Genomic DNA, 22869 nt, shown 5'->3' on the forward strand with positions numbered 1-22869 from the left:
TCAGGAGAAGAGGGCATTCTATATGGGGGATATATAAATTTTATCAACTGTTTCTTATTGCGCAAACCGCACACCGCTCAACTTATTCCAGGCCCCGCGAGTAAAATCCGGTACTTCAACCGGAGCAGAATTATTATCCAGCGAGATTTCTGTCAAAGGAATCAGAGAGCACCATTCTGCCAGATCGTAAACATCCATATCAAGAGGAAGCCCTCTTTGCAGACAGTAAATCAAGCGGTAATCCATGATAAAATCCATACCGCCATGCCCACCAACTTCTTTAGCAAGTGCCTCAATATCTTTTATAATAGGATGTTTATACTCTTCCATTAAAGCCGTTTTTTCCTCTTCCGACATACAAACATGTTCTTCCAGATTTTCATAGTCGCTACCGTCTCCGGTATTCTTATCGTGGGCAATGAGATAACCCTCGACAGGATATTTATTAGCAAACCCTTTTGTTCCGGTCAGTTGGAACATACGATTGTAAGGTCGGGGAGAAGTAACATTATGCTCTATCAGAATAGAGTGTCCCTTCTCAGTACGAATCATTGTACAAGTATGTTCACCATTCCGGAAATCTTTCACTTCTTCACCGGTAGATTCTTTGATAAAAGCAGGATTACCCACCGCTTTGGTATCTACAGAAACCAGGTAGTTCATCTTATCACCACGATGAATATTCATAGCCAGACAGACAGGTCCTAAACCATGAGTAGGATATACATCTCCCCGGTGTTGCCGGTTAAAATCCATACGCCAGTTATTCCAGTACTGATTCCAGTAAGGTTGAAGCCCATGTATATAAGCACCTTCACCATGAAGTACCTCACCCAGTAATCCATGTTGTACCATATTCAATGTTGTCAGTTCAAAGAAGTCATAGACACAGTTTTCCAGTTGCATACAATGCTTCCGGGTCTGTTCGGAAGTATTAACCAAAGCCCAGATTTCATCCATTGACATAGCCGCAGGTACTTCAATCGCAACATGCTTGCCATCTTTCATGGCTTGTACCCCCATCATAGCATGAGTTCGCCAGTCAGTGGCCACATATACTAAATCGACATCCGGCAATGCAGTGACTTTACGCCAAACAGCAGTATCTCCGTAAAACTCCCGTGCCTTGGGCAGACCACGTTCCGTAAGAATCTCATTCGCAGCTTTGGTACGACTTTCTTCTACATCACAAAGAGCCACAATCTTCACACCGGGAATGTAAGTCATCCGGCGGACTGCTCCCGGCCCACGCATTCCTAAACCGATAAAAGCAACGCGAACTTCAGGAACCGGTTCACACGCCAGATTTAATACATCTGTCTGCCCGGCCGGACGCTCCGGCACAGAAGCAGAAATGGGCAACTGTTGCCGGGGAATTTCCTGACAACCTAACAGGCAAAAACCTATCAGCATAAACAAAACAAAGTTTCTTTTCATAACTATAATCTATTTAAGTTTCTAATACAAAGGTCTACCTGTTACTTCTCCTATCAAAATATACACTTGCTGACAGGTAATAGTAACATTATAGTCCGACGTGTTCTCCTTCTTTCTCCTGGGGATGCACAGGAGCATCCGGCGAAAGGATACCTGAATAATGCCAGTAGATAGTATCTTCTATCGCTTTCTCTCCTTCACCTGCCCGAACATTCAGTTGATTATCACCCTCCTTTAGTTCAACATCCGGAAAGATGTAATGAACAGAGGTAGTACCCTTGATAACTCCCGTTACTTCCTGTTCGTTGACAAATAAGCGGGGAATACCCACATTGGAATAAACCGTCACAGGTGTATGTTTTTGCCTCCGTTCCACTACGCGTCGCTGAGTGATATAAAGTACGGGATCTTTACTCCAATTGGCTTTGTACCAATAAAAAGGGTCTTTCCGGCATTGCCGGTCAAAAGTCACCAGTCCCTTCATATTCCGGGCTTCAACTCCACCCTGTGAAGAAGCAGGCGTAGCAAAATCAAACGTATTCCACACATAAGAGGCCAATAAGTAAGGATGGCGTGAGATAATTCCCCACTGAATTTCATGAAAACGGGTAGCGAAAGCTTCCGTATAGCGACGGTCAAAACCACAACAATCACCGACATCACCGGCCAATTCTTCCTGGTGTTTCGGATTAGCCTCAGCACCATACTCGGTGAGCATGATACGATAACCGGGATAATCCCGTTCCATCGACTCTAACCAAGGTTCCAGATCCTGAATACGGCGTTCATACCAGCCGAAGTAACGATTGATTCCTTGAATATCGGTATTCATATTGACTCCGTGTCCGGGAGCAGCATGACCGTTTACGGAGACTGTCAGACGGACAGGATCTTCTGTCTTTGCCAAATCATGCAAATCGGAAGTCAAAGCAACCACCGGAGAGAAACGAGTGCTGTCTGTATAAAGTCCATCATCTTCACCATAACCGTAGACTTCGTTGTGTACTCCCCAGACATAAATGGAGGGATGATTGTAATTCTGCCGGATCAGTTCGCGTAATTGCTCTTTTGCATTCTCCGCCTCGTGCGTACTGACACGGTTCACAAAAGGTATTTCTGCCCAAACCAGAAAACCAATGCTATCACAACGCGAATAAACATATTCCGATTGCTGATAGTGTGCCAGGCGAATAGTGGTAGCTCCCAATTCACGGATAATAGAGAGGTCTGTATCATGTTGCTGAGGAGTGAGGGCACTTCCCGATTGCCACCAGTCCTGATGCCGGCAAACCCCATACATTGGAACACGCCGACCATTGAGATACATGCCGCCGCCTGCCCGTAGTTCGAAATGACGCAAACCAAGAGGTTGAATTATTTCATCAACAATATGCCCACCGGACTTAACCCGGACAACAATACGATACAGGTACGGATCATCTAATCCTTGCCAGAGATGGGGCCGACGAATGGTAAATGGCTGTATATCGGTCTGTCTCCCTTGAGGGGAAAGAGTGATTTCATGTGATTTCTTTTCTTTCAGAGTACCGTCTGCCTCAAACAACAAATAATCCATCACCACGGAACGGGGTTCTTTGTAGCGATTCTCTAATTTTGTGCGGACCGTAATCTCTGCAACATGGGAAGTTACCTTGTGCTGATCTATATAAACACCCGGAGAGGCATAATCAGTAACGGCAATATTTACACGATCCGTCACAATCAACTGCACAGGACGATAGATACCACCATAAACCCCGAACAGATTATTATTGACCGGAATAATATCAGGCCGGGGAGTGTTATCAGCAAAAACAGTAATCGTATTCTCCCGTCCGAAATCAAGTAAAGAGGTAATCTCTACCGCAAAAGCAGAATAAGCTCCCCGATGCTCAATAGCAAGTCCCTGATTGACGTAGACACGAGCCACCGCCCCTACCCCCTCGAAACGAAGGAAAAGACGCTTTCCACGTAAACTATGATCCGGAACAAACGTTTTCTGATAACAGGCCGGCCCCGCATAGTAATCATTCCGTTGGGTCTGCATATCGACATTATTCCATGTGTGAGGTATTTTAACGGGTTCCCATTCCGTAACAAATGGAGTACCAACCAGTACTGATTCTGCCATAGAAGGCCCCTTACAGAAACTCCATCCGTCATTGAAAGAGTGAACCTGTCTCGATGATTGAGTTATCAGTAAACGATAGAGTTCACTTCCGGCAAGAAGAAATGCACCTACTCCATAAGTAGCAGTCATTTCACGTGTTACCTTCTTTGGATCGGCACCAATAGGCTGCGTCCACCCCAACTTCCCGTCAGCATCAATAGCTGCGCAAAGAGAATGCCAGGCACGAGTCAGTGCAAGAGCATAATCTGTTCCGGAAAATAATCCGGTACGCAAACCATAAGCCAACGCATAAGTTATCAAGGCAGTTGCACTGGTTTCGGGTGCAGGATAACTATCGGGATCGAGTAAACTGGCGTGCCAGCTGCCATCCGCCCCTTGCAGACTGATAAGCCGGGCAACAAGTTGATTAAAAAGCTGCTCATAAAAAGAGCGATAAGGAGAATCGGAAGGTAATTCCTCCAGCAGACTAACCAATCCGGCAGCTACCCAACCATTACCACGCCCCCAGAATATTTTTCGTCCATTAGCTTCTGTACGTCCCAGATAACTATCATCCCGATAAAATAAATGTTCGTCAGTATCATAGAGATGGGCATATGTTCGCCGGAAATTACGATCCATCTGCCAGAGATACTCAGTATTACCGGTAATTTGAGCCAAGCGGGCATACACAGGCGGTGCCATAAAAAGAGCATCACTCCACGTCCATGTCTGTTTATTACGATAATCCATCATCGTGTCAGCGGGATGAGCCAGAATCCAATCAATACGTTCACTGACAGAAGCCATTAAATGAGAAGCCCGCGATAGCTCATATTGATCAAGATAGAAACGAGCCATACAAAGTTCATCGGCATGATAAAGAGAATACTGAGAGTGACCTGCAAAATTGGCCGGTAGCCGTCCATGTGTATCAGCTATAATCCGGCAAAGCCAATCATTATATCGACTGGTATCTGACAGACGCACCAACTGAGAAAGCCCCAGATAGAACGTAGCATTTGTCCAGGCATCGATGCCAGCATCATGCAAATGTCCGGGAGTTCCTGTCCGGGAGTAAGTGAAATGTTCCAATTGCCAGTCGGCAACGTTTTGTAAAGTACACAATACATCACTATGGTCAAAAGGAAGGTCCACATACCCCCTTTTTAGATTGTTTTTATTTTCAGACAGCACCTCTGTAGACAGGCCTACAGAGAGGAATAACAAGAATCCGATAATTTTGTAGTTCATACTTTTTTGCTTTCGTTATCTGACGCAAAAGTAGAACCAACCCATTTATTCGGATTGCCTTATTCGTTATACCTTTTGTTCGTTTTGCTTTATTGCACTTACAAAAGGAATTATTTCAATTTTACTCCTCTTTATTTCCGATACTTTGCCACAAACGCCGTCGGTGTATCACCAAATTCTTTCTTAAATGCACGGGTAAAGTATGACTGGCTTTCGATACCAATCTGATCCATGGCCTCCCGGATTGTCAAATTCTCCTTTACCAGCAATCGTGCTGCCTTGCGAAGCTTATATCCCAGAATAAATTCTACGATAGACTTGCCACTTATACTTTTAATCTTGGCGTATAGCTTGCTACGACTCATTGACAACTCGGCAGCAATGGAATTCACATCCATATCTGCCTGCTCCAGATTACGTTCCAGAATATCGACAAACTCTTTCATAAAACGACTATCCTCCTGATTGGTGGATAACTCCGAAGCATCAGCAAAATAGTTGCGTGCATAATACTCTTTAAGCTGTTCCTGACGCTTAAAGATATTCTGAATGGAGAGTAACAGCAAATTGAAATCTACCGGTTTTTCAAAATAGAGATCTGCTTCCGCTGAAGCTCCCTCGAGTTTACTCTCAAGACTGGTCTTTGCCGTCAGCAAGACAAACGGGATATGTGATGTAGCCACATCCGTTTTCACTTCCTGACAGAGGGTAATACCATCTTTCTCAGGCATCATGATATCCGAAATAATAAGGTCTACACTGTGTGTTGCCAGATAATCGGAAGCCAGTTTTCCATTCTCCACCTCTATGGTCTCAAATTTCACAGAGAGAAAATCGGCAATCATACGCCGTAAGTCATCATTATCTTCCACCAGTAACAACCGTTTCCTCTCCTCCGTTACAGGAACCTCCGGCTCTTCCAACAATAGCTCGTTTTCAAATGTTACCTTAGGCTCTTCAGAAACAGTAATTTCATCCGATATAACTGTTTCCGTTACATTAAGCCGTTCATCCACCGTGTAAACCCCTCCGTCCAATGGCAGGCAAACCACCATGTCAGTACCTTGTTCCGGTTCACTGTGAATACTCACTGTACCTCGATGCAATAATACGAGGCTACGTACCAATGCCAGGCCAATGCCTGTACCCAGGTGCTTGTCAAAGTTAACCGTATTCACCTTATAAAACCGTTCGAAGACACTACTGATGGACTCCTGTGAAATACCAATACCCGTATCACGCACGGCAATAGCAAAACAGTTTTTAGCCCCTCCTTCTCCATTCACCGTAAATGAATGGGAACGTGCCGGTACGAAAGCCTCTGCACGCGCATAAGTCTCAACAGAAATACGCCCTCCATCCTTTGTATATTTAAAAGCGTTATGAAGCAAGTTCATCAATATCTTTTCGAATATACTCCGATCAATACAAAGTTCTTTTGGTAAATCTGCATCTAAACGGATATCAAACTGAATATTGTGTTGCTGCGCATGGTTACGGAAGTCAGCAGTAATGCGCCGTACCTGATCGTTTACATCCGTCGGTTCCACCTGCAGCGGTAATTTCCCGTTTTCAATTGTCCGAAAATCCATTAATTCATTTACCAGATTCAACAAACGCTTGGCATTGCTGCTAAGTATGCCATAGTAATATTCCGGTAACCCCTCTTCACGCAGACGATCCACAGCTCCGATAATAAGAGACAACGGAGTTCGGAAATCATGGGAGATATTAGTAAAGAAGCGCAACTGCGACTGATGAATCTCCTCTTTCTTTTCTTTATCCATATTCTCCAGATAGAGTTGTAGTTTCAGATTCTTACGTTCGGTATAATAACGTAGAATAAAGAATGTAACCACTGCTAACAGTATAACATATAGCAGATAAGCCCATACACTCAGCCAGGGAGCAGGCAGGCGAAGAACATGCACACGTGTAGGCGATTCACTCCACACCCCGTCATTATTGGAGGCCAATACCTCAAAAACATAATTTCCCGCAGGAACTTTGGAATAAGATGCTTTACGGGCATCTGCATCCACTTCTATCCATTTATCATCGTAACCCACCAAACGATAGCGATAGCGGTTCTTACGCGGAATATAATAATTGTCCGATGAAAAAGCAAAACCAAAGTTCGCCTGGTCATACTCCAGTACAATCTCCTCAGGTAGTCCTGAATACTTATCCAAACGATCATTGCGAGCAGGAGGGGTAGCCAGAGCATTATCAAGATAGAATCCGGAGATAATGGCCTGCGGTTTTATATCATTATGATTCGTTTCTTTCGGATTGACAAGACTGAAACCATTAGTCCCGCCAAAACATAATTCTCCCGTCTTACTCCGGAAAGAAGAGAGAGGATAATAAACATTTCCCTGCATCCCGTCTTTCTGATCGAAACGGGCAAAGTGTAGCTCTGCAGTATTAAAACGGAACAGACCGTTATCTGTCCCCATCCAAAGATTATTCTCATCATCGGTACAGATACTGAAAATAGAGAAAGCGCCCAATGTAAGGATTTCATTAAAGCGCTCTGTCTGTCCGGAGCGAGGATTGTAACGTATCAATCCGTACCCAATAGTCCCGATCCAAAGATTATCACTCCCATCTACACAAATGGATTGAGCATTAAGATGGGCAATACCATCAAGTGCAACAGGAACAACGGTGTAATCTTTTGTATTCAGTGCATACAGTTTACTATGCGAAATAATCCAAAGCCGATGACCACTACCTCGACACATATCGAAAATGAATGTATCGCTATCACTCTTATCCGTAAAATGGCAATGCGTGAAGCGTTCATTGGCATATGAATAAAATGAAACGACTAATTTGTCCAGTTGGTAAGCTACCCAAAGGCCGGAATCCGCTTCTGCAACAATCTTTCTAAGGTTATTCGAACGAAGTGTATTTACATCCGTACGATCATAATGAAAATGCCGGAATCTATTTGTGACAGAATTGAAACAATCCAGTCCTCCACGGAAAGTGGCTATCCAAAGATTATGATGCGAATCCATCACAAGCGACTTCACATTATCCGAAGACAAGCCGTTTCCGGTAGTACTCTGGCTGTAATAAGTAAAATCCCCGGTACGTTTGTTCAGACAATTTAGCCCCGCCCCTTCAGTGGCAATCCACAAGCGATCACCCTCTTCAGCAAAACCACTTACCAGATTATGATTGAGAGACTCTTCCCGTGGCGTATAAGTTTTCACCCATTCTGATTCATTCAGATTCGTATGGCAAATATAACCCGAATAAGTTCCAATCCAGATATTCCGTTGCCTGTCTTCGGAAATAGAACAAACGGAATTGTTGGGCAGGCTGAATGGGTTTAATGCCGAATGCAAGTAGCGGGTATATCTCCGGGTATCAGGATTCAATATATACAATCCCCTTTGAGTAGCAATCCACAGCTCACCATATTTGTCCATACAGAGCATCTTCGTCAATACATTCCCCCCATTCTCAACGTGAAAGAAATCGAACGTTTCATCTATCGTTGCTGTAGGAATATCAACTTTAAAGAGCCCTTCATTCTCAATCAGTACCCACAGTTTGTTCTGGTACTTACAAAGGCTCTGAATGTAACTTCCAGCCGCAAAGCTAAAAAAGAGTGAGAATTTATTCGTATCAGCATCATAGCGAAAGACTTTACCATCGGCAGCCACAAAAAAACTGTTTTCGTCTCTGGCATAAGCAGTCGTTCCTCCAATTCCCTGTCCTTCATACAAGGCTCGTACAGTTGTGTGATGTTCTTCATCGAGCAGGGCAAATTCATCGTTTAAACCAACCCATACCCTATCCCGGTTATCGAGTGCCAGAAAACGGACAAACGTATCCAATAAATTATCAAATGAATCGGATACTTTAACGTAACCGTACAACCCCTTATTCGTTGCAATGAGTAAACGTCCTTCTCCATCCAGCCCGATAGCATTGAACTGCCAGCCCACCGAGGAATCTATCTTCAGAAAGTCCGAATAATAATGCTTATACTCGTATCCGTCAAAACGATAAAGCCCATTATCCATCAGTATCCAGATGAAACCATATCGATCCTGCAATATCTGCCGCACACCATCATAATAGAAACCGCCTTCGGGAGAAACATTTCTGAATAGATACCCTTCCTTTCCGGCTCCCGGAACAGAAAGCAGGGAAAGCAGAAAAAGACATACCCAAAAAAGTTTTTTATAGTATCGCATAAGTAACCCGTTTTTTAACTGTTCTGTAACAACTTCACCGACAAAAATACAACTATTGCCAGAAATCGAGCACAGAACAGGATTTTATTTCTTGTTCATTTGCCACAGGAATCAGACAGAATTCCGACCGATATTCCTCATTCGCATAAATCGTGGCTGCCTGTGTCGGTCTTGCCCCCCAACTGTCATATCCACCCACTCCTTGGTGACAAACATCCAAACAAGCTTCTACATAATCGCGGGGGAAAATATCCGCACTGTGACCCTGCCGAAGCTGATAGGGTGTATCTGCTATTCCTGCATCAAAATCCTCTATACAATTTCTCAAGGCATTAAATTCCAGCAGGTCATGGGCAACTACCATCAGTCCTTTCCGGTTCTTGTCTGTCAAAGAGAGCCAGCGCGTATCCGTTCGGTGCCCATTCTCCTGAGGACGAACATAAGGAACATACATATCATCTACAGTACTTTTATATAACCCGACCGGAGTTCCCATCTTACGATCTATGTAATTCTCTTCGGGGCCACGTCCCAGATAATTAACCATATTATATTGTACCGGTATACGGAAACGCACTCCGATACGAGGTACTTCAAGCACATTTTTCCGTATCTTGTCCAACTTTGCCTGCGGTGTATAAGTAGCCATCAGTTCTGCCTCTGATTTAACAATAACTCCTTCTTCCACTTCCACAGGAGTAAACCGAACAGAGACTTTCACAATTCCCGTCGGACATACTTCGTAACAAAGAATAAAATGATTACCAACAGGTAGCAAGTAATCTGCTGTCAGAAGGATATTTCCGTTCTCTTTTTCCTCTGTCGTGCAGTTCACCATATTAAATTCCCGGCTGGCCTGTTTCCATACTTGTAGACGTTTCGGAGCTCCGTTTCCATAATCATTGTCATTGGGTGCTCTCCAGAAGTTAGGCTGTAATCCAAAGTTATCTTTGAAATATTCCCGCCCGTTTACGCGATAAGAAGTCACCCTCCCTTCTTTCGTATTCAAAGTGAAATTCACTTTACCGGATACCACAGACACTTCATCTCCCTGTCTTACAATATCCAGTTTCGGAGCCGCCACCGGACAGTATGGTAATTTATCAACTTTCAACGGAAGTTCGAACTGATCATAAGCCACCAGATGACCGGCAGCAACCAAAGGAGTATCCTTCAAAGAAGTAACTTCCAGACAAGCAAAATAGGTATGTCCCGGTTTTAACACCAATTCTTTCACTGGCAAAGTAACAATGGCAGACTCCTGTGGTTGAAGAGATAGTGGCAGTGTTCCTCTTTTTACAACCCCTTCACCATCGAAAATACGATATGCTATCCGATAACCGGATAAATCTGTAAAATAAAAGCGGTTGGTTATCTCAATCTCTCCCTTCGCAAGATCAATCGCTTTAAAGCCCACATCCTGATGGGTATATTTTACCTCTGCCATACATGGATGCGGTTGTTGATCCGGTCCTACCAAACCATTAATTACAAAATTTCCATCCGAAGGCCGATTAACCCCAAAATCACCCCCATAAGCATAAAAAGTTTTCCCATCTTTACCTGTAGCCAACAGCGCCTGATCTATCCAATCCCAGATATACCCGCCTTGTAAATGGGGGTATTTATAAATAGCCTGCCACTGTCCGTACAAATCACCGGTAGAGTTTCCCATTGCATGAGCATATTCGGAGGGAATCACCGGACGGTCAGCACCAGACTCTCCTATCTCTTCCAACCAGGCTGCAGAAGGATATTGAGGAACATACATATCGGTATTCCACTCCCACAAAGCACGTTCGTAACACACCGGACGATTCATTAACCTTTGTTCCCTCTCTTTCACCCACAGATAAGTCTGATAAAAATTATATCCGTTTCCGGCTTCATTACCCAGAGAGATAATAGTGACGGAAGGATAATTCTTATTACGCTCATACATGTTTTTTGTACGGTACAGATGATTCTCCAGCCACGCAGGATTATTTCCCAGACTGGCCCCTTTTTTTAAATCATAACGCATCCCATGTGACTCGATGTTCGCCTCATCATATACATAAAACCCATACTCATCGCACATTTCATAAAAACGCCGGTCCTGAGGGTAGTGACTAAGGCGAACGGAATTAATATTATTCTCTTTCATTAACCGGAAATTATTCCGCATCTTTTCAGGAGTCACGTAATGTCCACATACAGGATCTGTTTCGTGGATGTTCACTCCCTTGAGTTTAATCGGTTGCCCGTTTACAAAAAATAATGGTTGCCGTTTACCCCCGATTACATAATCGCTCTCCTTTATTTCAAAACGGCGAAAGCCAACCCGGAAAGGAATGATTTCTTCTAATTTCCCATTCTTTTCCACTGTAATCAGCAATTTGTACAAATGGGGGGCTTCAGATGTCCATGTCAACACATGAGATAGTTCCCGTTCAAAAGCCACGGTTTCCTGCCCGGCTGCTCCTACCTTTAAAACACTTGCTCCGGTCGCCACTTTTCTACCATCAGCGGCAAGTAACTCAAAGCCAACCCGAGTATCAACAGCTATCAGTCCGGTATTCTTCACATCTACCGACAAACGAAAAATACCGTTTTTATACGTATCGTCCAGCGTCGATATTACCCGGAAATCCTGAACCGCTGTTTGTGGCTGCGACCACAGGAATATGTCCCGTTCGATGCCACTGATCCGGAAAAAATCCTGGCACTCCAGATAAGAACCGGTACTCCAACGGTACATCTTCAGAGTCAACAGGTTCTTTCCTGGTTTCAGGTAAGAATTAATCAGAAACTCCGCAGGATTTTTAGAATCTTCATTATAGCCTACCTCTTTTCCATTCAGATAAACATATACACCGGACTTTGCTCCGGCTATGTGTAAATAGATGCTTCTTCCCTGCCAACCATCAGGAACCGTAATTTCACGGCAATATACTCCTACCGGTACCCGTTCGGGCAATTGTGGTGGATGGGGATTTTGAGGTGCAAACTCGTAGCATTGATTGACATAAATAGCAGTACCAAACCCTTGCGCTTCCCAGTTTCCGGGTACATGTATATCATCCCATCCGCTTAAATCAACAAACTGGCTGGTGGCATCGGCAGGAAGTTCTGTTTCATCATCAGCATAGCGGAACTTCCAGGTTCCATTCAGCAAATAATAGTAAGGACTACATTCATATACTCCGGTCAATGCATCTGTACGATTGTCATAAGACATAAAAGTCGTTCTCGGTTCTTCCCTGTTGACCGCCATCACATTCATATCCCTCCAATAAGGAAGTGATTCACCAACTACTTCTACAGAAACAGCAAAAGCCAGCAAGACAGTTACGGATAAGATTTTCTTTATCATAAAAAGCTTTGATTCTATTTGCAAAAAAGCCATAGCCCCCGATGTTACGAGGTTACTATGGCTTCTTTCCTGATTTACCTTATTTTACTATTACCTTTGTACTATTGATTTGTTTGCCATTGGCGTTTACGCGCAGGATATACATACCGGCCTGTTCAAAAGCAATAGTCGCTTCAGTACCGGTCAATGCCACAGACTTCACACATTTGCCTACTACATCATAAGCCTCTACAGTTACATTACCAGTATTTTCTTCCGGCAAAGCAGTCTGTAAAGTAATAACTTCATTTACACCTGCCAAAGAGGGAATGGCAGTGATCTTTCCGGCTTTTCCGCCATCGATATTCTGAATACCTGTTGCATTAGAAGTATACTCTATTGTAAGTGTCGGGCACCTTTCTTCATTTTGAGTGCCAGCTTCACGGGTCGAAATTTCCATCAGGTTCTTCCAGGTAGCAGACACAATATCCTGATACAAATGAAGTGAAATAACAGAACGTCCGGCAGTATGCTGTTTCTTAATATAATCAGTCATATCCAGATATAAACATCTCGTTTCGTCAAAATTATCATTTCCGTTCCACTTCATATATTCGCCCGGACATTCGGCAATATAATCCCCTTCATAAGGACGGTTAGAGTAACACAAAGTCCCTTCCTCCCAGTTATTATCGGGCACATCGGAGAGTATCAGGTTTACTTCGCTTGCCGCTTCCTGAGCATCATGAATATACAGACGCAATTGTGCTTTGCTGATAACAGCATCTGCCGGCAGATTTATAATATCTGTAATATCAAACTTCATATAGGCCATACGGTCGGCATTATCACCTTCACCTCCACCGTTCATCACGTGCATGGAAATGGACTGGTTCGATTGCACTACATCCATGTAATCTTTACCACGGACAAAGCCGTCAGCGATAGGAATCAGTTTCTTAATCTGGGTCCCCCCCTCTTCAGCATAAGCTGTTCCTGTCAACGACATCATTCCCAAACCGAGGATACATACTACCTTACTTAAAGAAGACTTCACTGTGATTTTTTTTGTACTCATAAGATTCATAATCGAATAAAATTTAAAGCGTTAATAAAAAGGTTTATTTGAACGTTCACAGTGCAAAAGTAGGTCCTACACCTCTCTGAAGCTTGTCTGATTCGTCTTTTATTTTGCCTGATTCGCTTTTTAACTACTTCACGAGCACCTTAATACTATTGACCGGATTTTTCCCTTGTGCCCGACCAATATACAATCCTGATTTATCGAACGAAACGGAGGCTTTTCCACCATTCATTTCACAACTTGTAACGCAGGTTCCTGCCAATGTATAAAAGTCAATCCTGCCAATATCTTCTGATGACAATTTACCCTCTTCCCAAACAACAGATACCGGTTCGTTTACTGCTGCCGGGTTGGGGTATACCGAAAGTCCGACGGCAGAAACCGTACCTACCGGTTGTAATCCGGTAGGAGAGTTTGTATCTACAGTATATACTTTCGACTGCCCGGCATAGATACCCGTACCGGTAAAATCACATTCTATACTCTTTGTCTGCAGAGACACGGAGGGAATATGTACCTCTACATTTATCTTTGATTGTGTCTGTGCCGGATCGGCAATATGAAACTGTACGGAAGTTTTTTCAATGTCTTTAAATAACAGGGCACATCCTTTATTTACTTTGACACTAAGTTCACCGTGAGTGAAAGTTGCACCTTGATAGAATATAAACTCCCAAACACCTAACTTCTTATTTCTAACTACTTGCATTGAATCTGTATTTGCCAGAATCTCGATATTATCCATCGGATAAGCGGCCATTTCTGCAGCAGATGACTTGTTCGGAACAACAATATAGGCATACGTATCATCTTTCGGCGACTGCCCGTGATTGAACCCAAGTGTAAACACGTTTTTCTTCATCACCGTCTTCGAAGCAGTTGTATTGATATCATACCAGCTACCGGAACGGCTCTGATTCAACAAGAAAACATTTCCTCCATCAGGGAAGACATAGCCTATATTGTTATGCCATACCCAATTCAAATTATTGTCGTAGGCATATTCTCCCATGGCAACTTCGGCCACCTGTCCGTTGGCAGAGACAGTTGCCTTACCTCCTACCAAAGTACATTGGTTGATAGTCGTATTCACGGGAACCGTTGCTGTAGAAGTTATTCCTGCACCAAGACAAACCACTTCGTCATCAAAAAAGAACCATGCCTTACGGGCAGCAGTATTAATGTTTTTGTATTTATCCTCATAAGAATAGGCCGTTGCGCCATAGATACTATCCGACACTCCTCCGGCAAACTTGGAGGTCCCTCTTGTTTGCCAGTCACTGACTGCTTGAGGGATGGTCTTCATCTGAGGAGCAGTAACTCCGGGAATCCGTGCCCAATCCCACATAGCAAAAATACCGGCATACTCATTACCTTTAATCACCATATTCGTACAGCCATCGGACATGAAATAAGTCTTTAAGTTTTCACCGTTACCATATTCGCAACGCATGGTACGGGTAGAAACCGTACGGACATCAAATGTATATCCGGGACGAACGTGTAAAGTATAATCTCCACGAAAATAATGGGTATGCAACGGTTTCACTCCATAATCCGCTGATTTACGGCCTCCAAGACGTTCGATAATCGCAGCATATTCTTCGGCATGTTCCGGGTCAAGTATCATCATACGTTCAGCATAAAGAGAAGTACTTCCTTTACTTGTTCCGCTGGGACGACTTACACCACGACCTAAAACATCAAACAGCATATAAGCACCACGAATTGTCTGATAATACGTTTCGCGCATGAATTTGCTCAATAGCTGCAACCGGGCTTCGGACAAGGCATACTGTGTACCTCGCGTATACATAGCTACCTGAGTAACCCCTTTCAATATTTCATCGCCGTATCCACCGATATAAAGTTGAGCCCCATGCTGGAAGTAGCAGTTATCATGCTGGAAACCTTCACCCGTGGTATACTGTACAGGATTATAGACATAATTAATAGCATTACGGAGTAATGTTACATCTGCCGTGAGGCAGGCCCTGTAAATCCAATGCAAAGCAATATCTGTCCGGTTGGCCCCTGTCCAGTCTGCCGGATTACCACCATCGGTTTTCATACGCTGTAAAGTACGATTCTCCAAATCAGCGGGAATCTGTTGTTTACCGATACGCATCTGGATAAGTAGCACACCGATACGCTGCGGTTCGGCAATCTGGTTATACCACCAATTATCACAATACGGATTACGCTGATACCAATAGTTTAGCGCAGCCACAATCTTCTCATACAAAGCCTCACTCTCGTAATATTTATTACCTGGATTAGTATAGGCAAAGACAAAGTCGTACACACGGTCAATATGGGTCAGTGGTTCCCAGTCGGTACGGTCTTCTTTGCTATAATCAATATCGGTAAACGAACCATTGGTTGCGTTGTACTTACTCAATGCGTCGTCAATGGAAGGACTCTTGGCAAACTCTGCCCGGACCTTCTCCATCATAGTTTCAAACTCATTAGCCTCTACAGAGAGGGGCAAAATAAAACGCGTATTTGCAACGCCCGGCAGGAAGCCGGACATTGCAAATACGAATACAGTTAATAAACGAAAGGCTGTTTTCATACAATTATATATTTCATTCTGGTACTATATATTCGGGGAAATCACCCACTACATGTATCACTCCATTAGTTGGCCGAAGATTGGAGGTAACCACATTGGTCACTTTACCCGACCCGGTGACATTATTAATAATCACCTGATATTGGTCGGACACATCACTGGCTTGCGGACGCAAGCTGAGAAACATCCGCGTTTTTGGATTCAAAATCTCTACTTCCAACGGAGTAGTAGAAAGATCGAGAGCGTGGTAACATCCCTTGATTATGTATGTATCAAGCATCTCACGAATCTGTGTTACCGACATCGCATCCAGTCCGGTAAAACGTTTGCTGGAAAGATAAGCGCTCAATGCATCGTCGTTCAGTACGATATACGTACGGTCGTTTGTTTCAAAAGCCTCCCGATAGCCGGCTTTTTCGATTGCTTTATAAAGCAGAAACATATCCATATTTCGCCGGGTTTCAATAAACTCGTAAGCAGTGATGTCCATCGTCAGCTGTACAGGACTGTAATTGTATTCGGCATCTCTTTGCAGTTCAAGTCCGAACAGGTTGCAGGAGGACAATAGAACAACCAGTATCCCCATCATTAATATAGAATATAGCTTTTTCATTTTGATTCATCTTTAATATTTTCCGAATTGCGTAAGGTTCTCGTTTTCCATCAGGTTATTATGGTAGACCGGCCAGTAAAGTTGCCACTCTTCTGCGAATGTCTGGCAATTGAAATTGGAATACTGCCGGATATAATTTTCGAAGAAATCATTCATCACTGTCATTGCCCGTCCCGTACGAATGAGGTCGAACCAGCGTTTGCCTTCACCCAATAATTCCAGTTGACGTTCCTGAAGTATGGCATCTTCAATAGCCGTCTTCTTATCGGCAGTAATATCAAATTCACTCATCTCTTTTTCTGTAATGCCGGCACGTTTACGAATCTGATTCAACAGAGCGACAGCACCTTCATAATCGTTCAACTGATTCAGTGCTTCGGCACGAAGCAATAGTACATCAGCATAGCGATAGAGCGGGAAGTATTTCACATCCGACTGTTTCATCCGTTCGCCCGGACACCATTTCCAGATGGCAGCACGACCATTGAAACGTTCAACATGATTGCTTGAATAAACTACCGTAGAGTCAATAGTCTGATACCGGCGGTAGTCTTTCCGGTATTCCGGCGTTTCCCATAACTCTTTCACACGCAATGAAGGAATCATCTGTGTGCCGGAAACAACATGCATCTGATAGATAAACTGCACGTAAGAGTTGTTTTCATAACTCCACTTCATAGTCCAGATATTCTCCGTAGTTTCTGCATTGGAGCATACAGTAGCGAAGTTCACCCCTTCCACCAACTTATACTTTTTCAATTCCATTAGCAGACGCGAATATAATTCGGCAGCCTCATAATCATGCATCCACATAGCGTAATCCGTATAAAGCATATACAAAGCTCCTGCGTTGAAACGAAAGACATCTCCTGCACCCGTATCTACCAGGCGGACTGCTTCTTTCAAGTCTTCGCCCACCAGCTTCAAGACGTCAGCCTGGGAAGCCTGTTTTGGTTTATCCACATCGTAAAGAGAGAGTACCGGTTTTGTCACCAGAGGAACATTACACCAGATACGTGCCAGATTAAAATAAGAGAAAGCACGCAGGAAATAAGCTTCTGCCAGATAATTATTACGCACTTTATCAGTCACATCCTGTACCCCAGGTATAAAGTGCAGGCCATAATTGGCAATAGAAATCACTTTATACCACTCATTCCAATCGGAAGAAAGATACGATGAATTCAGATTGTTTGTATTAATCGGTGCATTGGGCTGATTGTTGCTCGATGCAGTAGAGCCGATAAAGTTGTCCGAACGTACCTCAAACCAGGTCATATAATTGGCCCCGGTATTTTTGTTATAGGTCTGTTGCAACGCAGCATACGCAGAGTTCAGTCCGGCACGGACATCGTTGTCCGTCTTCCAAAACTTATTGGTGGAGATATCGCTTACAGGCTGTACATCCAGAAAGTCGTTCAGGCAGGAGGTCAGCATCAAGACCAGAAGAGAAATGAATCCTATCTTTTTCATATCTGTATCATCTAAAAGTTAACGTTTATACCAAATAATATATCTTTTGCACGCGGATAAGACACATCGTCATATCCAACGGTGAAGGCACTCTTACCGGGAAGTTCCGGATCAAAACCGGAATAATTGGACCAGGTAAAGAAGTTCTGCATCATCAGTGAGAAGCTGACGGATTCCAGGTTGATTTTTTTTGCTATCTGCTTCGGCAGGTCGTAGGAAAGACGAATGTTTTTCAAACGGATATAAGAAGCATCTTCTATCCACAAACTACTCTCGATACGCGTATTATTCACTGCCGATGGGGCTGGTTTCGGGTATCTGGCTATATCACCGGGAGCTTTCCAGGAGTTAGCAAGGTTAATAGGATTGGCACGTGTTATCGGCGAATAACGGTGTTCGGAACGTTGCTGATCGAAGAAGTTAAACGCATCGCCTCCCAAGGCAAACGAGAAGAAGAAAGAAAGACCGAAACCTTTGTACTTGAAGTCATTGCCAAATCCACCGATCACAACCGGTTGACCCTTACCAATGACCTGGCGGTCTTTAGCATCAATCACGCCATCTTTGTTCACGTCTTCCCACATCACATCTCCTCCTTTGAACACTTGTCCGCTCTCAGTACTGAAACGGAGTTGCTGAATATCTCCGTTGTAAGGAGCACCGTCCAGCTGATAGCCTGTAAAGCGGTCTTTTTCATCGAATACGGGAGTCAGCTGCCGCCAGTCCGGAGTAAAGGCATTGGACTCATCATAGGGGAAAATGGCCTGTGCTTTCCAGCCATACATCGTTCCTACGGGATATCCCTTGTCGAGCAGGTATACCCAGTCAAGAATCTGCTGTCCGCCTTCGGGAACGGAGATTATCTTATTCTTATTGAATGAAAGATTAAGGTTTGTGTTCCATTCAAAATCGCGGGTACGAATATTGGTTGTATTGATTGTGAACTCCCAACCGTGATTACGTACATCGCCTACATTACGAAAAACGCTGTTAAACCCGGTTGTCTGCGGAATCTTCACACGATAAAGAATGTCCGAAGTAGTCTTAATATAATAATCAGCAATCAGATTAATACGTCCGTCGAGGAAGTTAAGGTCCAGACCAAAGTTATATTGCGTTGTCTCCTCCCAACCCAAGTTTTTATTTTCCAACTGTGAAGGATAAATGCCGGACATATCAGCATAATAATTAATCGAATAAAGACCATATGAGGCAAAATTACCTGCCACCTGATTACCGGTCACACCATAACTTACACGCAGCTTAGCATCATTTACAAAGGGTTTCATCCAATTCATGAACTCTTCGTCAGAGAAACGCCACCCCAAAGATACGGAAGGAAAAACACCCCAGCGCTTGTCTACACCGAAACGGGAAGAGCCATCGTAACGAACGTTGGCGTTCACCAGATAACGCCCCTTATAATTGTATGACAAACGGCCAAAGAAAGAAGCCATCCGGTTGGAAGTACTGATAGCATAGGTTTTAGACATATCGACTCCACCATACGCATACGATATTTCGATGGCATCGCTGATATTGTCGAGTACGGCCAGTCGGGTAGTCTCGGCTGTATAACTCTGAATACTAAATCCCGCAAGAGCACTTAATGCGTGATCATTGAATGATTTATTATAGGTCAATACATCTTCGTGTGTCCAGTTGGTAGTGAGATAGTCTTCGTTAGCAGAAGTGCGTCTGCCATTTACGTCAAGAATGGCAGGACGGAAGCTCTGATACTTTTGCAGGTAAAAGTTTCCGGCAATACTTGCTTTGAACTTCAGATCTTTGAGAATCTCATACTCCGCGAAGTCATATAGATTCAGCTCATAGATCTTATAATTATTCTTTCCTACCATCGTCTCGGCAAGCGGATTACTTCTGCTTGCAAGAATAGGCGTATAACTACCGTCCGGCTCTATCACATTATAGTTGGCGGGGCGTTGCAGAATACGATAACGCGATTCGGAAGTGGCGCGCCGCTGATCGGAGATGGAAAGAGCAAGACGATTGCCGATGTTCAGACGGGAAGAAGCCTTGAAGTCAACATTCATACGGGTAGTAAGGCGTTTGTTGTAGGTATTCAGCTGAATTCCCTGTTCGTCCAGGTATCCGGCGCTCATAAAGTACTTGATTTTCTCAGTGGCTCCCGAAACACTGGCGTCCAACTGATGAGTATATGCCTTGCGGAAAAGCAATTCCTGGTAGTAATTGTCGGCTGTATACGAAGGATTCAATGAGTCGCGGTTGGCGATATTATTGTAAAGCCCATCGTAATAGTTACGCAGTTTTTCATATTCGATACCATCTTCACGGCTCATCTGTGGAAGTGTCTTTGCAATTTGTGATTGTTTGAGGGAGTAGTTAAGCGATACTTTCGCTTTTCCTTCTGTCCCCTGTTTAGTAGTAATCAAAATAACACCATTAGCCGAACGCGAACCATAGATAGCTGCCGATGCCGCATCTTTCAGCACCTCCACCGAAGCGATATCTCTCGGGTTGATGGATTCGATGCTCGCCACCTCCATACCATCTACAATAAACAGCGGATTGGAACCTCCCTCTCCTAAAGAAGAAGCACCACGGATACGGAAAGTAGAGGCAGTCCCCGGTTCGGAAGTTCCCATAATGTCCAGGCCCGAAATCTTGCCTTGCAAAGCCGAGCCTAAGTTTATCGGTTCGTTAGATTGGAGATCTTTCTCATTTATAGAAGAGATAGAACCGGTAATATCACGTTTTTTCACCGTACCGTAGCCTACTACTACCACTTCATCCAATGTCTCCGACGATTCTTTCAGAGTTATGTTGATTACATTGCGTTTGTTTATCTTCACTACCTGAGTTTCATATCCCATGAAGGAGAATTCTAACGTCCCGTTGGCGGGTGCCTGGAGCGAATACTTTCCGTCCATATCGGTCACTGTCCCGGTTCCGGTTCCCTGAAGCCGGACAGTCACACTTACCATAGGCCCCATATAGTCGGAAACAGTTCCTGACACCTGTATATTCTGGGCCATCAATGTCCCTCCCGTCAGCAGACTGAAGAAGAGACAAAACAACATCACGTGTGTTTTCATATATCTATTCGTATTTTAATAAATTAATCTTCTTGTCTTTCTACCACAGTTACTGTATATGTAACAGTCTTACTCTTATCCTCAGAGGTGAGAGTATAGGATACAGGATTGGTAAAATCCTGCGGGGTATCCCAGGGTTGAGTAAACACTGCATTATACGAATCGGGTGAAAGTTCTAATAAAGGAGTCAGATGAGTTATATTGGTGCCTTTCGGAACCTCCACACGAATTGTTTTGGCCGATTCCACCGCAAGCGCCCGTACAGGTTCTCCGGTTTCCGGATCAATTATTTCCGGGAATGAAAGAGCATAAATCTGGGCTTTTGAATATAGATAACTCATATCTTTAATAACCGTATAAACTGCTTGCTTTCCACTCTGTGCAGTCACGGTATATTCAAATCCATCCGCTGTTAGATCTACCGCCTCCAGGTTCTGAGGATACACAGTAGCCCAGGGACCGACAATAATAGAAGGGCGAATGGCCGTCAGATCCAGATGCTGCGGCAATTTAATTGTAATGGTTTTATTAGCCTCATCAATGATACCCTGATGTTGTATCTGTACATTTCCTGCATTCGGAGCAGGTTTGATAATAAAAGATACAATACTACGGATATTAGACTTCGGTTCATCGTCCATGCTGTTCTCTCCACAACCGGAAAAGACTAAAGTCGTCACAAAGAGTAAAATGCTCAGATGAAAAACATGTTTTTTCATACTACTATTCATTAAAAAGTTAAACTTAGCTCATTATTCTGTGTCATCGGGATGAATATTGAAAACTAAAACATATCCCCTGCAACTCAGATTATCTGCTGCAAAAGTAGTGGAGAGCCTTATTCCCGCTTTGCTTTATTTGCTTTTTGTTTTGTCTGAATAAGTTTTCTGTAAAAACAGAAGGAGAACACTCCGAAAAGTATTCTCCTTCTGTCGAATAGAACAAGCAATCAGCTAATCCTCCAATCTCTCTCCCGGCAAATCGCCCTGTGCTTTCTCTTCCTTTATCACCTCTTTGCTCAACATCGATTTCGGGAAATAGCTCGACAACGGTATACGAATAAACTTCATTTTCCTGATTTGCCTCGTTAACCAACGATCCGCTATAAAATAAACACGCGACACTTCCACTGTCGCCGGAGTTACATCTTCCGGGCGTTCTGCTCCCGGACTGGTAAGAGCTACCTGAAATGTACCGATTCCTTTCAGACTCACCGAATATCCTTCTGCCAGAAGTTCTCCCAGTACCAAAGAGACATCCGTCAGGATGCCTTGTACTTCACCTTCCCGGAATCCGCCCCGCTCTGCTACGATACGGGCCACATCTTCCTCCGTTTTACCACCGCGCTCCTGCAGCTTTTTCTGTACAGCATACCACCGCACTTTCTTATTACCGCCTATGACGCTCACTTTCTTTCTTACTAAATAGGGTATTGACATTTTCTTATAAGTGTTTATTGATTAGGGTTTAAACATCCGATACTTTTCCCGTAGTCCTTTATTGTTTTACATGTACATCTAAAGCAGTACGACATGTACATCTCAGGCAATACGACATGTGCATGTGGAGCAGCTTTACATGTACATGTAAAACAACGAGCGATTACGACAAAGATAACCTTTCTTTACGGGGAAAGCAAACAATCCTGGTAAGAAAAGCAGATTTGGTTAAAACATATCTTCACACACCCCACCT

The 22869-nt window shown here is 43.7% G+C and carries 11 protein-coding genes; all 11 read right to left on the minus strand.

Going from position 1 to position 22869, the window contains the following annotated elements:
- Positions 1-54: 54 nt before the first annotated feature.
- The 11 genes from QX565_RS16630 to QX565_RS16680 all read right to left on the minus strand — a co-directional run bounded on the left by QX565_RS16630 (position 55) and on the right by QX565_RS16680 (position 22613).
- The gene (locus tag QX565_RS16630; RefSeq protein WP_322932455.1) at positions 55-1437 is read right to left on the minus strand and encodes a Gfo/Idh/MocA family protein; all 1383 of its coding nucleotides are present in this window, start codon (positions 1435-1437) and stop codon (positions 55-57) included.
- Positions 1438-1525: 88 nt separating this feature from the next.
- Positions 1526-4801 (minus strand): glycoside hydrolase family 88 protein, encoded by a 3276-nt coding sequence (locus QX565_RS16635; protein WP_289293566.1) that lies wholly within the window; start codon positions 4799-4801, stop codon positions 1526-1528.
- A 131-nt stretch (positions 4802-4932) separates the two neighbouring features.
- A complete protein-coding gene (locus QX565_RS16640; protein WP_289293567.1) occupies positions 4933-9018 on the minus strand; it encodes a hybrid sensor histidine kinase/response regulator transcription factor in 4086 nt (1361 codons plus the stop codon).
- Positions 9019-9070: 52 nt separating this feature from the next.
- Complete coding sequence (locus QX565_RS16645; RefSeq protein ID WP_414429718.1) at positions 9071-12373, minus strand: glycoside hydrolase family 2 TIM barrel-domain containing protein; 3303 nt, start codon at positions 12371-12373, stop codon at positions 9071-9073.
- Positions 12374-12452: 79 nt separating this feature from the next.
- Positions 12453-13430, minus strand: coding sequence for a CBM96 family carbohydrate-binding protein (locus tag QX565_RS16650; RefSeq protein ID WP_289293568.1), 978 nt, complete (start codon positions 13428-13430; stop codon positions 12453-12455).
- Positions 13431-13563: 133 nt separating this feature from the next.
- Positions 13564-16011 carry a polysaccharide lyase 8 family protein gene (locus tag QX565_RS16655; RefSeq protein WP_289293569.1) on the minus strand — a complete coding sequence of 816 codons (2448 nt, stop codon included), beginning with the start codon at positions 16009-16011 and terminating at the stop codon, positions 13564-13566.
- A gap of 13 nt (positions 16012-16024) precedes the next feature.
- The gene (locus QX565_RS16660; protein WP_289293570.1) at positions 16025-16624 is read right to left on the minus strand and encodes a fasciclin domain-containing protein; all 600 of its coding nucleotides are present in this window, start codon (positions 16622-16624) and stop codon (positions 16025-16027) included.
- Positions 16625-16636: 12 nt separating this feature from the next.
- Positions 16637-18097: a RagB/SusD family nutrient uptake outer membrane protein gene (locus tag QX565_RS16665; RefSeq protein ID WP_289293572.1), complete on the minus strand. Its 1461-nt coding sequence runs from the start codon at positions 18095-18097 to the stop codon at positions 16637-16639.
- 11 nt (positions 18098-18108) lie between these two features.
- Positions 18109-21174 (minus strand): SusC/RagA family TonB-linked outer membrane protein, encoded by a 3066-nt coding sequence (locus QX565_RS16670; protein WP_289293574.1) that lies wholly within the window; start codon positions 21172-21174, stop codon positions 18109-18111.
- A 23-nt stretch (positions 21175-21197) separates the two neighbouring features.
- Positions 21198-21893, minus strand: a complete 696-nt coding sequence (locus QX565_RS16675; RefSeq protein WP_289293575.1) for an SGBP N-terminal domain-containing protein — start codon at positions 21891-21893, stop codon at positions 21198-21200.
- A 234-nt stretch (positions 21894-22127) separates the two neighbouring features.
- On the minus strand, positions 22128-22613 hold the full coding sequence (locus QX565_RS16680) for an HU family DNA-binding protein (RefSeq protein ID WP_221649135.1): 486 nt from the start codon (positions 22611-22613) through the stop codon (positions 22128-22130).
- Positions 22614-22869 lie beyond the last annotated feature (256 nt).

The sequence above is a fragment of the Bacteroides sp. 41_26 genome, assembly GCF_949740115.1.
Lineage (GTDB): Bacteria > Bacteroidota > Bacteroidia > Bacteroidales > Bacteroidaceae > Bacteroides > Bacteroides nordii.